At 63.0% G+C, this 20,478-nt stretch carries 17 protein-coding genes; 5 read left to right on the top strand and 12 right to left on the bottom strand.

What is annotated here, in order from left to right; genetic code table 11:
• Positions 1 to 45 precede the first annotated feature (45 nt).
• The 3 genes from U0004_RS15080 to fdx all read left to right on the top strand — a co-directional run bounded on the left by U0004_RS15080 (position 46) and on the right by fdx (position 1,568).
• A complete protein-coding gene (locus U0004_RS15080; protein ID WP_070259821.1) occupies positions 46 to 459 on the top strand; it encodes a DUF6331 family protein in 414 nt (137 codons plus the stop codon).
• A 43-nt stretch (positions 460 to 502) separates the two neighbouring features.
• Complete coding sequence (locus U0004_RS15075; protein WP_034787358.1) at positions 503 to 1,135, top strand: carbonic anhydrase; 633 nt, start codon at positions 503 to 505, stop codon at positions 1,133 to 1,135.
• 100 nt (positions 1,136 to 1,235) lie between these two features.
• Positions 1,236 to 1,568 (top strand): ISC system 2Fe-2S type ferredoxin, encoded by a 333-nt coding sequence (fdx, locus tag U0004_RS15070; protein WP_070259819.1) that lies wholly within the window; start codon positions 1,236 to 1,238, stop codon positions 1,566 to 1,568.
• Between the two features lie 44 nt (positions 1,569 to 1,612).
• Here the strand turns inward: fdx and U0004_RS15065 are convergent, their stop codons facing one another.
• Positions 1,613 to 3,661: a M13 family metallopeptidase gene (locus U0004_RS15065; RefSeq protein WP_070259817.1), complete on the bottom strand. Its 2,049-nt coding sequence runs from the start codon at positions 3,659 to 3,661 to the stop codon at positions 1,613 to 1,615.
• 242 nt (positions 3,662 to 3,903) lie between these two features.
• Between U0004_RS15065 and U0004_RS15060 the strand changes: the two genes are divergently transcribed.
• Complete coding sequence (locus tag U0004_RS15060) at positions 3,904 to 4,140, top strand: DUF7661 family protein (RefSeq protein WP_034787355.1); 237 nt, start codon at positions 3,904 to 3,906, stop codon at positions 4,138 to 4,140.
• A 12-nt stretch (positions 4,141 to 4,152) separates the two neighbouring features.
• Here U0004_RS15060 and U0004_RS15055 read toward each other — a convergent pair whose 3' ends face one another.
• From U0004_RS15055 to U0004_RS15030, 6 genes are all read right to left on the bottom strand, one after another.
• On the bottom strand, positions 4,153 to 4,722 hold the full coding sequence (locus U0004_RS15055; RefSeq protein ID WP_070259815.1) for a DUF1439 domain-containing protein: 570 nt from the start codon (positions 4,720 to 4,722) through the stop codon (positions 4,153 to 4,155).
• A gap of 212 nt (positions 4,723 to 4,934) precedes the next feature.
• Positions 4,935 to 5,873, bottom strand: a complete 939-nt coding sequence (locus U0004_RS15050) for a hypothetical protein (protein WP_070259813.1) — start codon at positions 5,871 to 5,873, stop codon at positions 4,935 to 4,937.
• A gap of 35 nt (positions 5,874 to 5,908) precedes the next feature.
• The gene (locus tag U0004_RS15045; RefSeq protein ID WP_034787351.1) at positions 5,909 to 6,352 is read right to left on the bottom strand and encodes a hemerythrin domain-containing protein; all 444 of its coding nucleotides are present in this window, start codon (positions 6,350 to 6,352) and stop codon (positions 5,909 to 5,911) included.
• A gap of 104 nt (positions 6,353 to 6,456) precedes the next feature.
• Positions 6,457 to 7,812, bottom strand: a complete 1,356-nt coding sequence (prsR, locus tag U0004_RS15040; protein WP_070259811.1) for a PEP-CTERM-box response regulator transcription factor — start codon at positions 7,810 to 7,812, stop codon at positions 6,457 to 6,459.
• A 17-nt stretch (positions 7,813 to 7,829) separates the two neighbouring features.
• Positions 7,830 to 9,881, bottom strand: a complete 2,052-nt coding sequence (gene prsK / locus U0004_RS15035) for an XrtA/PEP-CTERM system histidine kinase PrsK (RefSeq protein WP_070259810.1) — start codon at positions 9,879 to 9,881, stop codon at positions 7,830 to 7,832.
• Positions 9,878 to 11,266, bottom strand: coding sequence for a TIGR03013 family XrtA/PEP-CTERM system glycosyltransferase (locus U0004_RS15030; RefSeq protein WP_070259808.1), 1,389 nt, complete (start codon positions 11,264 to 11,266; stop codon positions 9,878 to 9,880). The genes prsK and U0004_RS15030 overlap by 4 nt, the downstream gene beginning before the upstream one ends.
• A gap of 204 nt (positions 11,267 to 11,470) precedes the next feature.
• On the opposite strand from U0004_RS15030, the gene nadB reads away from it, so the two are divergent.
• Positions 11,471 to 13,084 carry an L-aspartate oxidase gene (gene nadB, locus U0004_RS15025; protein WP_034787348.1) on the top strand — a complete coding sequence of 538 codons (1,614 nt, stop codon included), beginning with the start codon at positions 11,471 to 11,473 and terminating at the stop codon, positions 13,082 to 13,084.
• A gap of 650 nt (positions 13,085 to 13,734) precedes the next feature.
• On the opposite strand, the gene U0004_RS15020 is transcribed toward nadB, so the two are convergent.
• The 5 genes from U0004_RS15020 to U0004_RS15000 form a co-directional block, all read right to left on the bottom strand.
• A complete protein-coding gene (locus tag U0004_RS15020; RefSeq protein ID WP_070259806.1) occupies positions 13,735 to 15,108 on the bottom strand; it encodes a toxin-antitoxin system YwqK family antitoxin in 1,374 nt (457 codons plus the stop codon).
• Positions 15,093 to 16,439: a toxin-antitoxin system YwqK family antitoxin gene (locus U0004_RS15015; protein ID WP_070259804.1), complete on the bottom strand. Its 1,347-nt coding sequence runs from the start codon at positions 16,437 to 16,439 to the stop codon at positions 15,093 to 15,095. The genes U0004_RS15020 and U0004_RS15015 overlap by 16 nt, the downstream gene beginning before the upstream one ends.
• 9 nt (positions 16,440 to 16,448) lie before the next feature.
• Entirely contained in the window at positions 16,449 to 18,710 is a 2,262-nt protein-coding gene (locus U0004_RS15010; protein WP_175494857.1) for a hypothetical protein, read from the bottom strand.
• Positions 18,711 to 18,784: 74 nt separating this feature from the next.
• Positions 18,785 to 19,543: a PP2C family serine/threonine-protein phosphatase gene (locus tag U0004_RS15005; RefSeq protein ID WP_070259800.1), complete on the bottom strand. Its 759-nt coding sequence runs from the start codon at positions 19,541 to 19,543 to the stop codon at positions 18,785 to 18,787.
• A gap of 14 nt (positions 19,544 to 19,557) precedes the next feature.
• Positions 19,558 to 20,241 carry a vWA domain-containing protein gene (locus U0004_RS15000; RefSeq protein WP_034787343.1) on the bottom strand — a complete coding sequence of 228 codons (684 nt, stop codon included), beginning with the start codon at positions 20,239 to 20,241 and terminating at the stop codon, positions 19,558 to 19,560.
• Positions 20,242 to 20,478 lie beyond the last annotated feature (237 nt).

Here is a 20,478-nt window from a genome sequence, read left to right as displayed (position 1 = left end):
ATGGCGCCTCTATCAGACAGTCACCGCGCATGCGGGAAAGCAAACATGACGGAACGCGACCATCAATACGATATCCAGATTGCCGAAGACGCATGGATCGAACACATCGACATCGGGGAGCGCTATGCGCAAGCCGTCGGCATCGACGAGCACCTGGAGGGGCTGTGGCCGCTGATCTGCCGCCTGGAAACCCATTGCGCCGCCGGCTGTTGCGGCATCGATGCCTTCGATTTCACGCGTGCAGGCGTCGCCGCGGCGCTGCTTGAGCTTGACCGCGCGCAACTGCATGCCGCCTGCGCACAAGCCCGCGGTGCCGTGGCAGCGGCCGCCAGCGACGTCTTCATGAGCAACACGATGAATCACATTGCCGATAAACGCGTGTTCGTGCAATTGATCGGGCATCTCGACCGCTGCATTACGGGGCCTCAAACCGGCCAGCCGGCAAGCCAGCCGCGCTGACATCGGCGATAATACGGGCTCACACCACTCTCTTCTTTTATTTATGCGCGACATCATTGCCGGATTTCTACGTTTCCAGAAGGAAGTCTTTCCTGAACGCCGAGAGTTGTTCAAGACACTGGCCACGGGACAGACGCCCAAGGCCCTGTTCATTTCCTGTTCCGACAGCCGCATGGTGCCGGAACTGGTGACGCAGCGCGAACCTGGCGAACTGTTTGTGATTCGCAACGCGGGCAACATCGTGCCCTCGTTTGGCCCGGAACCGGGCGGCGTGAGCGCGTCCGTCGAATTTGCCGTTGCGGCCCTGAATGTGACGGACATCGTCATTTGCGGCCATTCCGATTGCGGCGCGATGAAGGCCATCGCCACCTGCACCTGTCTCGATCACATGCCGGCAGTCAAGAACTGGCTGCGGCACGCAGATGCGGCGCGCATGATCAATGAATCGATCGAGCATGCCACGGAACAGGACCGCATCGACGGCATGGTACGCGCCAATGTCGTGGCGCAACTCAACAACATCCGCACGCACCCCTCGGTAGCGCTGGGCATCACGCAAAAGCGCCTGACCCTGCATGGCTGGGTGTATGACATCGAAAATGGCTCACTGGACGCGCTCGACGAGGCTACCGGCCAGTTTGTCCCGCTGGCGGAACATCCGGCATCGAAGATGTAAGCGCAGAAAGCCCCCGTTCAGGCGCAACATTGCGCTTGACCTTATCAAGGCGGGAAGGTTCAAGGTAGCGGTATTCAAGCGACATCAAGGAGAATCCCGCATGCCAAAAATTACCGTCCTGCCCCATCCCGAGCTGGCCCCCGACGGCGCCGTGTTTGACGCGCCGCAGAACATGAGCATTTGCGACGCATTGCTGCTCAATCAGATAGACATGGAACACGCGTGCGGCCAGGTGGGCGCCTGTTCCACCTGCCACGTGGTCGTGGTGCAGGGTTTCGATACGCTCAACGAACTGGGCGACAATGAGGAAGACATGCTCGACCAGGCCTGGGGTTTGCAGCCCCATTCGCGCCTGTCCTGCCAGGCCCGCCTCGCCCAGGAAGACCTGACGGTGGAGCTGCCCAGGTACACGCTCAACCACGCTAAGGAATAGTCCGCGGCGCGGTGCGCGACTGCCCTACGGGCTTACCACATGATTTACCACATGATCACGCGCTGCTCGGGCGGCAGGTACATCGGGTCGCCTGGCTTGATGCCGAACGCTTCATAGAAACCGGGCTGGTTCTTGACCGTGCCCTTGGCGCGGAATTCACCCGGCGAATGGGGGTCGCTCTTGATCTGCGCGATGGCCGCTTCGGGACGCAATTTCGCGCGCCATTTCTGCGCAAAGCCGATGTACAGGCGCTGTTCGCCCGTCAGGCCATCGATGACTGGTGAAGGCTTGCCGTTCAAGGAACGCTGGTACGCCTTGTAGGTGATCGACAGGCCGGAATTGTCGCCGATGTTTTCGCCCAGCGTCAGTTCGCCATTGATGTGGTAGCCCGGCACGGGGCTGTAGGCGCCATATTGCTTGACGAGGCCGGCGGCCAGGGCCTTGAACGCCGTGCGGTCCTCTGCCGTCCACCAGTTGCGCAGACGGCCTTTGGCGTCGTACTGGCTACCGGAATCGTCGAAGGCATGGCTGATTTCATGGCCGAAGGTAATGCCCAGCAAGCCGTAGTTGACGGCATCTTCCGCTTTCACGTTGAAGAATGGCGGCTGCAAAATGGCGGCCGGAATCGTGATGGCGTTGAGCGACGGGCTGTAGCTGGCGTTCACGGTTTGCGGCGTCATCGACCATTCGTCGCGGTCGACCGGCTTGCCCAGCTTGGCCAGGTTTTGCTGGCGGCTCCAGGCGCGCGCGGCGCGCACGTTGGCGATCAGGTCATTCGGCTGCGTCTGCATGCTGCTGTAGTCGCGCCAGGTATCGGGATACGCGATCTTCGGCTTCAAGGCTGCCAGCTTGAGCTGGGCTTCCTTCTTGGTTTCCGGGCCCATCCAGTCGAGCTGCTCGATGCCATCCTTGAACGAGGCGACGAAATTGTCGAACATGGCCATCACGCGGGGCCGGGTTTCCGGCGGCAGATACATTTCCACGTAACGCTTGCCGACGGCGTCGCTGATGGCGCCATCCGTGAAGCGCAGCGCCAGTTGCCACTGCGGTTCGCTTTGCGGCACGCCGCGCAGCACCGTGCCGTCGAAGGCGAAACGCTCCTTGACCGTGGCGCTGTCCAGGAAGGAGGCATAGCTTTCGATGATGCGCCAGTTCAGATAGCTCTTCCAGGATTCCAGCGGCACGGCGGCCACGGTCTCGGAAAAGCCGGTCATGAAGCTGGGCTGGCGCACCACGGCCGACGTGGCTTTCGGCGCCAGGCCGGCGGCAGTAAAGTAGACATTCCAGTCGAAGGCCGGCGCCAGTGCCGCGAATTTGTCGAAATCGACGCGGTTGTACGATTTGACGGGGTCGCGCATCTGCACGCGCGTCCACTGCACGGCCGCCAGGCGCGTTTCGAGGTCGAGGATTTGCGCCGCGTGTGCGGCAGCGGCCTTGTCGCCGCTCATGGCCAGCATGGTTTCGATATGCTTGAGGTATTTGGCGCGCACGGCTTGCAGCTTGGCGTCGTCCTCCTTCAGGTAGTAATCGCGGTCAGGCAAGCCCAGGCCGGACTGGCTGATGTTGACCGTGTAGCGCTCGGGGTCTTGCGCATCGGGTGCCACATAGGCGGAAAACGGCGTGGCAACGCCATTGCCTTGCAGGTAGGCCAGCAGCGCCGGCAAGTCTTTCTTGTCCTTGACGGCGGCGACGCGGGCCAGTTCGGCGCGCAGGGGCTTGAAGCCGGCCGCATTGCGCGCCTTGTCGTTCATGAAGCTCGTGTACAGGTCGGCGATCTTGTGCGCCTCGCTGCCGGGCTTGCCGGGGTTCTTGACGGTGGCATCGATCAGGCCGCGCAACTGGCCCTGGGCGATTTCACGCAATTCGATATACGTGCCCCAGACGGATTTGTCGGCCGGGATTTCCGTATTGCGCGTCCAGACGCCGTTGACGTAGCCGTAGAAATCATCCCTGGGGCTCACGGCCGGGTCCAGGGTTTTCAGGTCGATGCCGGAGACGGGCGCGCTGGCATTGGTGGCTTGCTGGGCGTACAGCGCGGGCGAGGAGAAGGCGAACAAGGCGCAGCAGGCGGCGCTGATGAGTGAGCGTTTCACGAAGATTCCTTTAATTGTTTTAACTTCATGTTGGGGAACATGCTGTGTCCAGGCATGAGAGGCAGGATTATAGTCGGCCTGCTTGCGGGGCAACAATGGCGGTTGAACAACTCCTGTGATCCGATGTTCGCTGAAGCACGCCTCAAGCCCGCGCCGATGATCAGCAAATGTTACCATCTAGCAATAGCCATACCTGTCGCTCGCCACATCTTTTTGCCTGGCTCTTTAACTGGAGAAGTTTGATGCAGGAATTCAGATTCAATATTTTCGGCACGCTGATTGGTGTCCGGGAGAGTCAGGGCGCCTGGCGCGCCTTCTATCTCGGTGCGGAAGGCAAGCGCAGGCCCGCCGATTTCATTATTCCGGACGATATTCAAGCAGATGCGCTATGCGAGTACCTGGCTGACCTGTTTCATGAAGAGGCGACGCCGCGCAATAACACGGCCACGCAAATCGGCGCGCCCGCGTTCGAGGCCTAAGCTACTTCACCGCTACTTCACCGGCTCGAAAGTCACGGTCAGCCCATTGCCCGTGGTCCTGATCTGCGTGGGCACGAATTGCACGCCCGCATAGCGCAATTCGTCGGGTTTGAACGTATAGATCGGCGTTTCGTGCATGAGCTGGTCGGCCACCAGGCTGGCCACCTTGGCGAACTGGCGCTGCTGCGACTCGTCCATGCCATCGATGGTGACCTTGTCCACGCTCGCTTCGCTCAGGTAGACGGCGTTGCGCTGGGCGTCGAGCACGAGGCGGCCCGACATGGCCAGGCTGCCGCGCCAGCTCTGGCGGATAAAGGGCGGCAAGACGCTGGCGTCCACGCTGAGGGCAACCCGTTCGCGCTCGGGCTGTAGCGACAGTTGCGGGTGGGTCAGTTTGACATCCAGCACGGACAGCACGCGCTTGTCGATGGGAAAGCGACGCTCCAGGCCTTGCTGCATCTTGCTCAGCGACACATTCACGTCGCGCGGGCCGATCAGGGTGGAACACGAGGCCAGCACGCTGCAGGCAAAGGCAGCAATGGCGGCGGTTTTCAGCAAGGGACGCAGGGCGGTCAAGGTCATGGATAGTCTCGGTGGAAAGATCGCGCCATCTTACACATGGACCCGCTTCAACACAAACGGCGCCCGGCTTGCGGCGGGCGCCGTTTTTTACGTCAACGTCTTATTAATTATTAATGCACGAACAGGGCGATCAGTATGACGATGGGCAATGGAATGCCCAGCAGCAGCAAGAGGATGGAACGCATGGCAGTCTCCTAGATTAAATCGGTGAATTAAATGGTCACATGGCGCAGCACGCGCTCATGGTCGCGCTGGCGGCCGCCAAACGTTGCCGCCAGGCTGGCAACGAAAGCGCCCAGCAACAAGGCGACGAACATCCACAGCGCCGTGTGGGCACCGGCCTTGCGGGCCGTTTCAGCCGCTTGCTGAGCGGCAGCCTTGGCATCGGCGGCAGCCTTGGCGGCGCGGGCGTAGACGGCGTCGACGCGCGCTTCCGCTTCCGCCTGCGTCAAGCCCGTGCGGCTGGCCACGACCTGGCCCAGGTAGGCTCGGTCATCTGCGGCCAGGCTGCCCGTGGACAGGCCGGTGGCGAAGATCTTGCCGATTTCCACGCGCTGCTCGGCGGTGCTGGCATTGGCCGCAGGCGCCGCCAGGGTGCCGGTGGCGGTGGTAGCCGGTGCGGCAGGCGCGGCGCGCAGCAGCATGTCCGAGAAATAGTCGAGCGGATTGGCGCCGCTGCCCTCGCCTTGCTTGGCGCCAGCAGCACCTGCGCCCGCTGCCGCTGCGGGGGCTATGGCGGCCGCCACGCCGCTGCCCGCGTCGATGGCGCCGCTCAGCACGGCACGCGTGCCGCCGGCCAGCACAGCCACGGTGATCAGGGTGGCCACGGCCCAGGCCAGCAAGCCGTGGGCCGTATCGCGGAAATGCACCTCATCCGTGTGGATGGAACTCCATTTCACGCGCAGCCGGCCCGCCATGTAGCCGCCGATGCCGGACGCGGCCAGTTGCATGAAGGCCAGCCAGGCGATGGTCGACACGCCGATGGCCGTCGCGTTGAACGACCACGGCGACACGGACGACAGGCCCAGGCCCACGCCGAGAATCAGCAAAATGAAGGACAAGGCGGCCGCGGCGGCTGCACCCGCCAGCACGGCACCCCAGGATACGCCCGGATTGTTCAGGTCCGACACGGACAATTGTGTAGCTTGCATGGAATACTCCCTTGGTTGTTGATTTTTTAAGCCGCTCAGGCGGCGACGCCCGTCAGCTGTTCCTTGCGCGCGGCCATTTCCTTGCCCAGCGCGTCGAGGTCGACGGCCGTATGGCGCACTTTGGGAAACATGTCGCCCTCTTCTTCCTTGACGTGGTGCTCGATCTGCTCCGACAGCACCTTGACCTTGGCGTCGTACAGGTCGTCGGCGGGATCCATCGCGGTAATCTGCGCGATGAGCTCCTTGGCGCTCGCGTGCTCGACGACGGCTTCATCCATCAGGTCGCCGTCATGGATCGGGCGGCGCACGGCCGGGTAGAAGATTTCTTCTTCCAGCTGCGTGTGCACGGTCAATTCCTGGCAGATCTGGTCGGCCAGTTTTTTCTTGGTGGCAAAGGAGCGGTCGCTCAGGTTCTCATACTGCGCAAACAGGGCCTTGACGGCCTTGTGGTCCTTCATCAATAAATTGATCGCGTTCATAACCCCTCCTTGTTGTTGATGAGGCTAGGATGCGCCGTGACGGCGCCAGCGTATGTGCGACGCCATACACAATCTTGATATTTAATCCATATCAGTAAGACGGCTTACTTGATGCCGTGGTGCCCCATCAAGTCATACAGGGTGGGCCGGCTCACGCCCAGCAGTTCGGCCGCCTTGGCGATATTGCCGTCGGCGCGGGCCAGCGCGCGCACCATGACCTTGTACTCGGCCGCTTCGCGGGCCTGACGCAGATTGATGGATTCATCGGCGGGAGCGGCCTGGGCGCTGGCGGGCAAGCCCAGGTCATCGGCCGCGATCTGCGGCCCGTCGCTCATGATGACGGCCCGCTTGATGCAGTTTTCCACTTCGCGCACATTGCCGGGCCAGCCATAGCTTTCGATCAGCTGCAGCGCGCCGGCGCTGAAATGCAGGTTGCTGCGGCCTTCGCTGGCGCAGAACTTGTGCTTGAAATGCTGCGCCAGCAAGGTGCAATCGCCGGCCCGCTCGCGCAGCGGCGGGATGCGCAAGACAATTTCGCTGAGCCGGTAAAACAGGTCTTCGCGGAAACGCCCCTGTTCCGCCAGCACTTTCAGATCCTGGTGCGTGGCACAGACGATGCGCACGTCGATGGCGATCTCGGCACGGCCGCCCACCCTTTCGATCACTCTTTCCTGCAAGAAGCGCAGCAATTTCGCCTGCAACGCCATCGGCATGTCGCCTATTTCGTCGAGAAAGAAGGTGCCGCCATGGGCCAGTTCGATCTTGCCCAGGGTTTGCCTGGCCGCGCCCGTAAACGCCCCCCGCTCATAGCCGAACAGCTCGCTTTCCAGCAGGTTCTCCGGGATGGCCGCGCAATTGATGGCCACGAAACGTTGCGCATGTCGGCTCGACAGCGCATGCAAGCCCCGCGCAATCAATTCCTTGCCGCTGCCCGAGTCGCCCAGCAGCATCACGCTGGCCGACGAGGGCGCCACTTTTTCCACGCTGCGGCACAGTTTCAGCATGCCCGGATCGCGGCTGACGATGCCGGCCAGCGGAGAATCCGCCTGCGTCTGCAGCATGCGGCGGTTTTCCTGCTGCATCGCGTGCAGATAAAACGCGCGGGCGATGACCAGGCCCAGCATGTCGGCCTCGAACGGTTTCTGGTGGAAATCGTAAGCGCCCAGCGCGATGGCTTTCAAGGCATGCGCGCGCTCCTGGTTGCCCGACAGGATGATGACTTTCGTGTCCGGCGCCAGCGCAAGGATTTGCTGCAAGGTGGCGAGGCCTTCCGTGGCACCGTCCGGATCGGGCGGCAAGCCCAGGTCCATCGTCACGACGGCCGGCTGGTGGCGCCGCACCAGCGCCAGCGCCGCCTCGCGCTCGCCCGCCAGCAAGACTTCGTAGCCGTCAAAGCTCCAGTGCAACTGTTTTTGCAGGCCGGGATCGTCTTCGATGACCAGCAGTTTTTGCTTGCCCATGGCACCCCACTCCTTTGCTATGCCGCATGCAGCGGCAGGATCACGCGAAACGTCGTGCCCACCTGCGGCTCGCTGCGCACTTCCAGGCTGCCGCCCACTTCGCGCAGGTATTCGCGGCTTTCGAACACGCCGATGCCCATGCCCGCCGTCTTGGTCGTGTCGAACGGTTTGAACAGGCGCTCGCGGATGAATTGCTCGCTCATGCCCTGCCCCGTATCGTCGAGCTCGACAACGGCCGTGTGCTGTACGCGCCGCAGCCGCACGGCCACCTTGCCATCGCTGGCCGTGGCCTCGATGGCGTTCTGGATCAAATGTCCCAGCACCCGCTCCAGCCGCGCGCGGTTGGCCAGCACCGTCAGTTCGCCATCGACGATTTCCAGCCGGGGCGCCGGCGCCAGGCTGGCCTTGGCCGCCACGGCTTGGCGCAGCAAGCCGTCGAGCTGCAGCGGCGCCGGTGCTTCCGGCGCCTCGCCGCGCGCCAGTTTTTGCAGCAAGGTCTTCATTTTCTGCACGGAATGGTCGAGGGTGCCCAGCATGTCTTCCTGGAAGGCGGGATTGGCGCGGTGCTTTTCCGCATTGCTCAGTAGCAGCGACAACTGGAACACCAAATTCTTGAGATCGTGCACGATGAAAGTGGACATGCGGTTGAACGAGTCGAACTGGCGCGCCACCGTCAGGGTATCGAGCGACTCGCGGTGCGCCAGGTAGCTGGCGGCCTGGCTGCCGGCAATTTTCAGCACGTCGCGGATTTCCCAGTTCAAGACTATGCGCGTGCGGGGCCGCGCCAGCGCCACAAAGGCGAACAGCTGGCCATGCAGCATCAGGGGCACCAGCAGCCACACGTCGGGCAGCGCCAGCAGCGCGGGCGGCAAGCGCAAGCCGCCGTACTGGCGCGGGTTTTGCTGGCAATCGGGCACGTCGATCACCCAGAGTCTTGCCTCCAGAAACTGGCACAGGGGACCGGACGCCGGCTCGCTCCACGTGCCCGGCGGCCAGTTCCAGCTGGCGGCCGGGGCAAATTGCCCTTGCTCGCGCAAGATCCACAGCGCGCCGGCGCGGCTTTCCACCAGCTGCGCCATGGCCTGTATCGTGCGTTCACCCAGCGCCGGGCCATCCTCGGACAGCGCGCGCGTAAATCGCAGCCATTCCTCGCGGTAATCGAAGATGGCATTGTAAAAATGTTTATTGATCGTCACCTTGAGCTTGGCGCGCAGGCTGCCGGAAAACAGCACGCCCGCCAGCAGCAGGGCCGCGCCGCCCAGGTAAGCCATCTGCATCAGGGAACCCCAGGTGCCGCCGAAATAGCGCAAGTAATAGGCGCTGGCCGCCATGGCCAGCAGGTAGATGGCCGAGCCCAGCAAGGCAGCCGAGCGGTACAGCATCTGGCGCGAGACGGACAGGCCCAGTGCCCAGCCCGGATTGCGCGCGGCAGAGACGGCCAGCAACGGCGCGCACAGGGCGTCGACGATGCCGCGCGCCGCCCAGATGTCATCGTTGACCGTGCGAAACAGCAAGGCGTCGCTGTACAGATAGAAATCGTAGGCGAACAGCCCGCCCACGCCCAGGCAGGCAAACTTGATGCCCCAGCGTTTCAACGGTGGCGTGTTGCGGTACCACTGTTCCACCAGCAACATGCCCAGCACGGCCAGCAGCAAACGGCAGACACTGGCAATGGTGCGCGCAGGCAATGGCAAGGCCAGCCAGGATGACGCCAGGGAGAGCAGCCAGGGCGCCAGCGCCGTGAGGGCGATGCCGGCCAGCACCAGACGCAGGCGGGGCCGCGACGGTTCGATCAGCAGCAGCAAAAACACCAGCCAGGCCAGGGTGCGCAGCAGTTCCAGCGCGTCGCCGGCCAACGCGGTACGCTGTCCCAGCAGCACCAGCACCACCGCGCCCGTCGCCCAGCCGCCCGTCGCCAGGCAAGCCACCAGCAAGGCGCGCACATTCTGCCGCGCGCGCCAGTTGCTGATGAGCAGCAGCGCCAGCACGAAGAAGGCCAGCGACGCCAGGCCATGGCTGAGGGCCGCCGCGTCGGCCGCCGCCAGCCAGTCCGACTGCGCCCGTATCATCGGCTGCCCTTGCCAAACAGCACCACCTGCACCGTGTCGAGCAGGATCAGCAAGTCGAGGAACAGGCTATTGTTCTTCACATAATACAAATCGTATTGCAGTTTGTTCACCGCATCGTCGACAGAAGCGCCATATTGATAGCGCACCTGCGCCAGGCCCGTGATGCCCGGCTTGATGCTGTGACGGATGTTGTAGTACGGCACCTGCTCCTTCAGTTGCTCGACAAAGTAGGCGCGCTCGGGGCGCGGTCCCACGAAACTCATCTCGCCGCGAAACACATTGAGCATTTGCGGCAGCTCGTCGATCCGCAGCTTGCGGATCAGCTTGCCCACACGCGTGATGCGCGCATCGTTGTCCAGCGCCCAGATGGGCTTGCCATCGCGCTCCGCGTCGCAGCGCATGCTGCGAAATTTCAGCACATTGAAGGGCAAGCCGTCGCGCCCTACCCGCTCTTGCTGGTAAAACACGGGGCCGCCATCTTCCAGGCGGATGCACAGGGCCGTCGCCAGCATCACGGGCAGCGCGGCCAGGCAGATGACGCCGCTGGCGGCCAGGTCGAACAGGCGCTTCGAGGCGGCGCGGAAAAAGCTCTGATCGAAGCCGCCGCCATAGATCAGATAGCTCGGTTGCAGGGAATCGATGCGGATCTGGCACGCTTCGCGCTCGAAGAACGTGGCCGCGTCAATCACCTTGACGCCGCCCAGCGCGCATTCCAGCAGTTGCTTGGCAGGAAACGCCCCATTGCGCCGGTCGCTGACGGACACGACGATCTCATGCGCGTCATGGCGCTGGGCCATGGCCAGCAGCGACGGTTCGGCCGGCAGCAAGGCCGAGGCCGGTACGCAGCAGCGCTCGCCCGCCACATCGATGCAGCCGACCACCGTAAACTGGTGGAAACCGATCTTGCTCGCCGCCAGCTCCATGCATTCGCGCGCCAGCGCCCCGCCGCCCACCAGGATCAGCCGGCCTTCCATCAGCGCCGATTGCGAGGATTTGAACACCACCAGGCGCGCCAGCAGCACGCCGATGGCGCCCAGGCCGAAGATCAGCACGCTGCCGCGTCCGAAATGCAAGGAAGGAATAAAACGGATCAGCACGCTCAGCACGGCAAAACCCAAGGCGAACGACGGCAGGATGCGCAATAAGGTGTTGCGGATATCTTCGCGCGAGCGGTGCTGGTACATGCCCAGCGCGCTCATGCTGAAAACGATGACCAGGGCAAAGATCGAGGAAGACAGGTAAACCTCGCTCACCCGCAGCACGCGGCTGCCATCCGCCAGCCACAGCAGCGACGTCAGGGTGGCCGACAGCAGCAAGATCATGATTTCCAGCAACAGCAAGATAAACGCTGTTTTCGAGACGTAATGGCTGAAGATGCGGATCATGGGGCCTCCTGCGGCAAAGGCGGCACGCCGCGCACAGGGCGGCTTGCCACCGGTCTTGCCATCATGGCGAACTGTTCCACGAAGACATTGATACGCCACAAGCTACGGCCCCAGCTATCTTTCACTGGCAGAATTTATCTCAACACATTACCGATTGATGTGAAATGGACTATAGTATGCTTCCCCTGAAAAAAGATAAATGTCATGAAATTTGATGTAGCGATTGTCGGCAGTGGCCTGGCGGGTTTATCGGTTGCACTGCATTTAGCTGAGACGCGCACCGTCGCGATCATTTCCAAACGTGCGCTGCTCGATGGCGCCAGCAACTGGGCGCAAGGCGGGATCGCGGCCGTGCTGGACTCGGGCGACAGCCACCAGCAGCACATCGAAGACACCCTGATCGCCGGCGGCGGCCTGTGCGACGAGAGCGCCACGCGCTACATCGTCGAGCACGGCCGCGAAGCCATCGAATGGCTGATCGAGCAAGGCGTGCCGTTTACGCGCGATGCCACAGCCGAGCTGGGTTTCCACCTGACCCGTGAAGGCGGACACAGCCAGCGCCGCATCATCCACGCGGCCGACGCCACCGGGCATGCCGTGCAAGTAACCCTGGAAGAAAAGGTGCGCGCCCACCCGAACATCAGCCTGTTCGAACACCATTGCGCGATCGACCTGATCACCTCCGACAAGCTGGGCATGAAGCCCACGCAGCGCAATGCCCAGCCCCATTGCCACGGCCTGTACGTGCAGGATGAGCAAACGGGTAAAGTGCTGACGTTTGCCGCCGAGCACACCGTGCTGGCCACGGGCGGCGCCGGCAAGGTGTATTTATATACAACGAATCCCGACACGGCCAGCGGCGACGGCATCGCCATGGCCTGGCGCGCCGGCTGCCGCGTGTCGAACATGGAATTCATTCAGTTCCACCCCACGTGCTTGTACCACCCGTATGCGAAATCGTTTTTGATCACCGAAGCCATCCGTGGCGAAGGCGGTTTGCTGAAACTGCCGCCCGAAGCGGGCGCGGCAGCCGGCCAGCGCTTCATGCTGGCCCACGACGAACGGGCCGAACTGGCGCCGCGCGACGTGGTGGCGCGCGCCATCGACTTCGAGATCAAGAAACGGGGCCTCGATTACGTGCACCTGGACATCAGCCACAAACCGGCCGAATTCCTCATCGAACACTTCCCGACCATCTACGCGCGCTGCCTGGAACTGGGCATCGACATCACCAAGCAGCCTATCCCCATCGTGCCCGCCGCCCACTATACGTGCGGCGGCGTCGTGACGGATCTGGCGGGCCGGGCCGACTTGCCGGGCCTGTATGCGGTCGGCGAGACAGCCTGCACGGGCCTGCATGGGGCGAACCGACTGGCCTCGAATTCCTTGCTGGAATGCATCGTCATCGGCCGCGCCTGCGCGCAGGACATCGAAAGCAAGGAAAAGCTGGGCACGCCATACCTGCCCGACTGGGATGAAAGCCGGGTCACGGATGCGGATGAGGAAGTGGTGATTTCCCACAATTGGGACGAGCTGCGCCGCTTCATGTGGAATTACGTGGGCATCGTACGCACGACCAAGCGCCTGGAACGGGCCCAGCACCGCATCGCGCTCTTGAAGGAAGAGATCGACGAGTACTACCGCAACTTCCGCATCACGCACGACTTATTGGAACTGCGCAACCTCGTCGACGTGGCCTCGATGATCGTCAACAGCGCCCTGTCCCGCCGCGAAAGCCGCGGCCTGCACTTCAGCCGCGATTATCCGGAAACCTTGCCGAAGGCGATCGCCAGCGTGCTGACGCCGCCGCACCGGTAGACTGTTCGTGATCGGGGAGATGCCTCGCCGGCATACTCCCTTGCGGCTCATCAGACCACCCTTCTCTTTTATTTTTGCGTTCCCCACACAGACGGCTGTGGCAGTGGCTGCGTTGGTTGTAACGATGGTAGAGGTTGCAGTGGTTGAATCTCCTGGCGTGGCGCTGGCTTTGCCTGAGGCTGATATCCGTAAGGGCTATCTGCTTGATTTGGAACAGTTCCAGCCTTCCCCGTGTAGGGATTGACATTGCCCTGTGTGCTGTAATTATTCGAAATGGTGCTGTCAGGTGCGGTTCTTTGATGCGGTGCCACGTAAGTTCCATCTTTTTTCGTGTACCCATTTACATGCACTTGGGCATTGGCAATGCTGGTGAACAACACCATTGATATCGCTAAGTATTTGATCATTTACTTCTTTCAGGTTCCGGCATAGTGGCGTGTCGTTGCGCCCTCAAAAAAGATTGCCGTTTCCTTGAGGCTATATTTTTTGGTATGGTGACTATAGGCCAATTCTCATAGGTAAAAAATAAAGTATTTCTTTCCAATACAAATAGAGGAAATTGACTGATTTTCTGTAGTAAATATGCAACCATCTAGATAAATGCGGTATGTATCAAACTGCCGCAGCACCGTTGGAATACACGTCAAGTATCAAGCCTCCGGCATCTCAAACTCGATCCCATCCTCCGTGTACGACATCTTGGCCGACGCCCCCGTACACGCGCCCTGCGGCTCGTCCGCCACATAGCGGCACTCGCTTTCCACACTGCCATCTTCCCGCCAGTGCCGCGTCCAGCCCTGGCGTTCGCCATCCACGTACTCGATCAGCTGCCTCGGCTTGCCATTCGCATACCAGGAACGCAGCGCGCCCTCCTCGCGGCCGCCCTCGTTCCACAGCTTGTGCACGATCAATACGCCCGTCCGGCTGAAACGCTGTGTGCTGCGCAAGACAAAGTGGCCGCTGTGCGTACGCTTGATGGCGACTTTACCGTCCGGATAGTATTCGACGCTCTCGCCGACTGGCTTGCCGTCAACGTAATTGGCGGTGCGCTGCACCTTGCCATCCGGGAAGTAGCGGGTGCTCGGTCCCGTCATGATGCCGTTGTCATGCCGGCTGCGGCTTTCCACCTTGCCATCCGGATAGAACAGCAGCAGCTCGCCATCCGTCCGGCCCTTGACCTGGGTCGTGCGCGTGCGCAGCTTGCCGTCCTTGTCGAACGTTTCCACCACGCCATCGGCGCGGGCGCCGTTGCGGTAGGTGCGCGACTCGATCAGCTTGCCATTCTGGTGGTAAGCCTGTTCCTCCCCCTCCTGCACGCCATTGCGCCAGGTAGTCCGCATGGACAGCTGACCGTCCGGATAATAGCGGACCTGCACGCCCTCCTGCACGCCGCGCCCATCCTGCTCCACCTGCATTTCCAGCTGGCCATGCGGGTAATACATGCTGTAGTTGCCCACCAGCTTGCCACGCAGATAATCGGTATCGTTGACCTGGCCAATCAGCCGCTTCGGCTCGCCTTCGCGCACATGATAGATCTCGACTTGCCAGGTGCCCGGTGTCTTGCCGGGCGGCAGCGGCAGGAGCAGCGCATAGCGCGCCTGTTCCATCACTTCGCCGCGCGACAGGTTGTGGTTCAAATATAACCGCGCCTTGCCGTCGGCACAGTGCGCATCGCAGCCGCGCAGCATGTGGATGAGGGGAATGGCCTCGGCCTCGGCCTTGGCCCCAGTCCGGCCGGGCGCCGGGCAGGCGCGCAGGCGCACGAGCAAGGGGTTCTTGTCGCGTATCATGTTGGCCAGCTCGGCCTTCATGACGCCATACTGCTCCTCGTTCAGTCCGACTGACGCCGCATCCATGCGCAGCTGCCGTCCGCCGCAGCCCGTGTCCTCGTCCACGGTCAGGATATCGCCGCTGCCAGGCGCGGCCGTGATCGCCGTGATCACCTGGCGCTGCACGATCTCGGCGTGGGCCAGCGCCGGCAACAGCAGCATGGCGCCAAACAGATGTTTCACAGTGCGCGCCATGCCTGCTCCTTGCGCTGCAATTCCGGCGCTGGTGGCGCGTCACCACATGCGCCCTGGGGCTTGCCTGCCACATACCGGCATTCGCTTTTCAAGCTGCCATCCTCGTGCCAGCTGCGGCTCCAACCGTCGCGCCGGTCGTTCACGTACTCGATGGCTTGCTCGGGCTTGCCGTTCTCGTGCCACGAGCGCGACGTGCCTTGCTCGCGCCATTGCGCATCCCAGCGTCTTTCCAGCACCAGCACGCCTTGGGGACTATAACGCTGGATACTCAGCAGTCCGCCTGCGTCGCCATATTGCTGGCGGCTTTGCACCTTGCCGTCAGGATAAAATTCCAGCGCCTCGCCCGTGGGTAAATCGTTGACCTGCGTCATCCTGGCGTGCACGGCGCCATCGGGGTAGTAATTCGTCGTCACGCCATTGGACTTGCCATTTTGCATTTCCGAGCGGCTGGAGACTTTTCCATCCGGGAAATACGTGAGCATCTCGCCTTCCATCTTGCCGTCGCGCAAAGTGTAGCTGGTGCTCGGCTTGCCATTTTCATCGAAGGTTTGCACGGGCCCGTCCAGGCGCTGGCCGTCGCGGTAGCTGCTCGTCTCGCTCAGCTTGCCCGTCGCGTGATAGCGCTGGTGTTCGCCCTCGGGCATGCCATGGCGCCAGTTGCCGCGCAGCTCCAGGGTGCCGTCCGGATAATACTTGCTGCCGATGCCGTGCTGGCGGCCTTGCCCATCCTGCGCCACCTGCTTCTCGATCTTGCCATTGGGATAATACGCGACATAGCCGTCCACCAGCTCGCCCTGCGCATAGTCGGCGCGGTTGACCTGGCCCGACAGACGCAGCTTGTGTCCCGCCACGCTATAAATCTCCACCTTCCACGTGCCCGGCAGTTTGCCTTTCGGCAAGGGCAACAACAGCACGTTGGGTGCGTTTTCCTGCTCGATGGGGTAGAAACGTTCGTGCAGGTACAGCCGCGCCCGGCCATCGGCGCAGGCGGCTGGCGTGCAGGCGGCGATCTGGCGCACGATGGGCACGCTCGCATCCTCCGGGCATTTTTTCAGGGTGACGAGCATGGGCGTCTTGTCCCGGATGCGCCGGGCCAGTTCGGCTTTCAGCGCTTCGTACGGCGCCTCGTCCAGGTTCACCGAGCGGGCATCCATGCGTATCTGCTTGCCGCCGCAGGCCGTCGTGCCGGCAATCGTGAACACGTCGCCGCCTTCGCTGTCCTGTTCGGCGGCGATGGCTGTCAGCACCTGGCGCTGCACGATTTCCGCCTGCGACAGCGCGGGCCACAGCAAGGAAGCGCCAAACAGCGCGCAGAGGGTCTTGATTTTCATGTCATTCCTTTAATCGTCCGGCGAGACACGCGGCTCGGCCGGCACAAAGCTGACCCGGCCATTGCGGTAGCGCACCAGCACCTCCGCCTTGGCATCCCGCAACTGGCCATGCTTGACGGCCGGCAAATAGGTCCAGCGCTTCACGCTGTCCTGCATGACCTTGTTCAACTGGGGTTCCATCGGCATTTCCGCCACCGCATGAGTCAGGGTGCCGTCGGCGGCAATCGACAGGGTCAAGCGGTTTTCGCCAGTCGCATTCTGCTTGTCGAGCACGCCGTAATCAACCGTCGTCATCGTCTCGCGCAGCACGCCCGCAGGCTGGTCCGGCAAGGGCTGCAAGGCCTTGAGTTTTGCCGCCAGCAGCGCGCCATCGGCAAGCGCCTTGTCCCAGCGCTTCTGGTAGGCCCCCCCCTGAGCCAGGCGCAGCACCTTGGCGGCCCGGTCCATGCGTTTTTCCGTGGCGGCGACACCATTGTCGGACGGCTCGCCCGGTTCCGTCGGCATGGCGTTTTCTACCGCGTAACGGTAAGACGTCAGCTGCGCCAGCGCCACCAGGTTGACGGCATCCTGCTCATCGCCGCCACGCAGCAGGGCCGTGGCCGCGATGCCGAGCCAGGCCACGCCATCGGTGGGACGGCCCCACACGGCTTGTTCGAAGTACTGGCGCGCCGCCTGCGGTTCGTTCAGGCTCAGGTGCATGCGGCCCATGGCCGCCGCTGCCAGGTGGTCGCGCGGGTCGGCTTGCAACTGGTCAAGATAGGTCTTCGCCAATTCCGGGGCATAGCCGGGCATCGCGCCCAGGCCTTCCATCAAGGTGGTACGCAGGCGCGCGCGCACCTTGTCGCCCTCGTAGCGCGACGACTTGTCCTCGCCGGCCCGGTACAGCAGCTGCAAGCCGCGCGTGACGGCGTCATCGTCGCCCTTGGTCATCGCTTGCGACAGGCTATGCACGGCCTTGCGCGCATCGGACTGCTGGAAGCCGGCCGCCTTGCGCTGGCGCCAGCTGAATACTTCCAGGCCAGCCGCCTGGTCCGCTTGCGCCTGCAGGCTGGCCTTGTCCTTGACTTCGTCCGGCGACGAGGTCCAGGCCGTAAAGCCGATCAGGAACAGCACGATCAGCAGCACCACCACGGCCCAGCCCTTGCCGGAAATGCCGCCCGCATTGGCCTGCGCGGCGCCCGCAGCCAGCCGCACGGGCGCCTGACCCGGCGCCGTGCGGCGCGCGCTGCGCTGCTGCGGCGGCTGTTGCACCTGCATCTGCTGCGCCTGCGCCGAGGCTTGCGCGGCCGCAGCGATAACCTTGTCGCGCGCGCAGGCAGCGCAACCCTGGCCCGCAAAATGCTGGTGTTCGGGATTCGCCGTACACACGACGAGCTTGCCGCCGCTGCGCTGCGCATAGCCGCGCAGCAACTGTGCCCAGTCGGCCGCCGATGGCCGCTGCGGTTTGGGGGATGGGGAAAACGCGTGGTCGAACATGGCGCGCAATTCGGGCGGCATCAGCGTGTGGCCGCTGGTGGCATTCGGCGCCAGCTGTTTGTGGCGTTTTATTCCGTACGCATAGCAGCCGTCGCGGATGCGCCCGGGAATGTCGGTCGCCACTTGCGCATTGCCGGGCCGCCCGCTGTACGGGTGGATGCCAAAGTTGAGCAACTGGAAGATGACGACGGCCAGCGCAAAACGGTCTTGCGCCATTTCCGTTCCCGCCGGCATGCCCTTGCGCTGGAATTCCGGCGCCAGGTAGTCGGCCGTGAATTGCTCGGCAGGAAAACGCTCCGCATGGCCCTGGATGCTGAAGCCGTCGCAGTCGAGCATGGCGATGTACAGCGAGTCGCGGTAAAAGCGCAGGTTCACGGGTTTAAGATCGACCACGTAATGCTGCTGCTGGTGCAGCGCATCGATGACGGCGGCCAGGTTGGCGGCCAGGGTCAGCTTGGGACCGAGTCCCGTGGGCAGGCCTGCCGCGCGCGCTTGCCGCTCCTGCATGATCTGTTCCAGCTCGGCCGTCTGCGCCATGTCCAGCAGGGGCATGACGAAGCCGGCGAAGCCGCCCTGGCCGTCGAACACGGCCGCCTGCGGCCAGGCGATCTGCACGTAGCGCTTGCCGTTTTCCAGTTGGTCGGGCAACTCGGGCGACAGTTCCAGCATCGCTTCGAGCTTGCGCCGGTTGGCGGCCCGGTCCAGGTGCGGGTGGTACAGCTTGGCGACCTGCGCAGGCGCGCCCGGCAACAGATACACGCTGCCCGCGCCGCCGCTCTTGACGAGTTTGCCCAAGATCAAACTGCGGACTTTATCCAGCCAAATTTTTCCACCCGGACTCAGGCCCGGTGTCACACCTTGCTTCCGGCTCATGCGCGCAAGGCCAGCAGCAGGGTCTTGTCGTCGCCCGTGATCTGGTGCGTGCGCGGGTCGGCCAGGGTGGATGCCAGCGCCGCATTACCCAGCTCCACGCTGTCGACTGTGCGCAGATAGCCTTGCACGGCATCCATGAACGGCGCGTACAGGGCCCCATTATTCTTGCTCATGGCAAAGGGCATGCAGCCGTCGGACATCAGCACGATGCCGCGCACGGACTTGGGAATCGGCAGCAGGCGCAGCTGTTCGCGCCAGCGCTCGCCGCTGATGAAGTAGGTTTCGTTCGCGTATTCGCCGTTGGCGGGCAGCGAGATCAGTTCGCCGCCATCGATCAGCTGCGCCACGCCCAGGCCATCGCCCAGGTGGAAAAAGAAACCGTTGTCGCGGCCCATGACCACGCCCACCACGGTGCTGGCGTAGTCATCCAGGGTGGCGTTGGCGGCGCGGGCGATGTCGTCCAGCGCGGCGCGGATCTGCGCCAGGGTGCCCGCCAGCGCGCCGTCGTGCAAATCCTGCACGGTGGCGCCCTGCTCCAGCCGCCCGGCCAGCGCCTGCACGGTGTGCGCGGCAACAAACTGCGCGCCCTGCTCGCTGAGGCGGGCCGATCCGGCGCCATCGCAGACGATGGCGACCAAAACATCGTCCACGACGGCATGTGCGTGCGCATCCTGGCAAGGAATATCTTTATCCAGGTGCGCCTTGCCCGTGACGGAGGCGCCGAACACGCGCCAATGCTTGTTTACTATCGTCATGGATCAACGGGCTTTCACGTACTCACGACGGACCAGCCGTCCGTCGAGGCCAGTTGCGCCTGCGCGCCGGGACGCGATTGCGACACCACCTGCATGCTGGCGCTCAGCCACAGGAACAGTTCGCGGAACTGCAAGCCTTTCAACTGCTTCACGCCCCGCTCGCCTCGGCTGGAGAATTCGCCCAGGGTATCGATGTTTGCGTGGTCGCCCACGGCGATGGGGAAGATCGCCACTTTATTGGCCTGCTCGGCCGCGCGCGCCTGTTCGGCGCCGTGCTGCCAGCGGTCCGTCGGCTCGCCGTCGGACATCAAAAACAGCCACGGCCGCGTATACGCCACGCCCGCTGCGCGGAAGCGCTGCTTTTCCTGCTCGATCTCGGCCAGGGCCAGTTCGACGGCCGCGCCGGTCGGCGTAGTGCCGTTCGCTTCCAGCCGTGGCGCCGTGAAATCCATGGCATCGCACCAGTTGCTGGCGACTACGGCTTCATCGTGGGCGCCATATTGAATCACGAGGATGCGCACGCGCTTGGCGGCGATGACATCGGACTTGAGTTCCTGTTCCAGCAAGGCCAGGCCTTCGTTCAGCAGCGAGACAGGCTCGCCATCCATGCTGCCGGAGCAGTCCAGCACGAGCACGAGCGGCGTGCGTTGTTCGGTATTGTCGACCAGGGCGACGTCGGGGATCATTATGGAGGTCATGTAATTTTGATAGAGTTGCGAAATAGCTTAGCCCCGAAGCTTACCCTATGGATATGTTTTCCATGTGTCCGATTGCTTCGGATGCTATAGCACGCGGTCAAAATCGCCATTTTTCCAGGATTTTTTGTCCCTGGCCCGTGCCGCCTGCCAGTTTCCTTGTCCTCGCCCATCGGGCGCCTGATAAAACCGCCAACTTGCCCTGAAAGCAACAACCTCGTACACTGAACCATTCCGGCC

Source organism: Janthinobacterium lividum (assembly GCF_034424625.1).
GTDB lineage: Bacteria > Pseudomonadota > Gammaproteobacteria > Burkholderiales > Burkholderiaceae_D > Janthinobacterium > Janthinobacterium lividum.
Note: the sequence above shows the minus strand (reverse complement) of the source record. Positions and strands in the feature narration are given on the sequence as shown.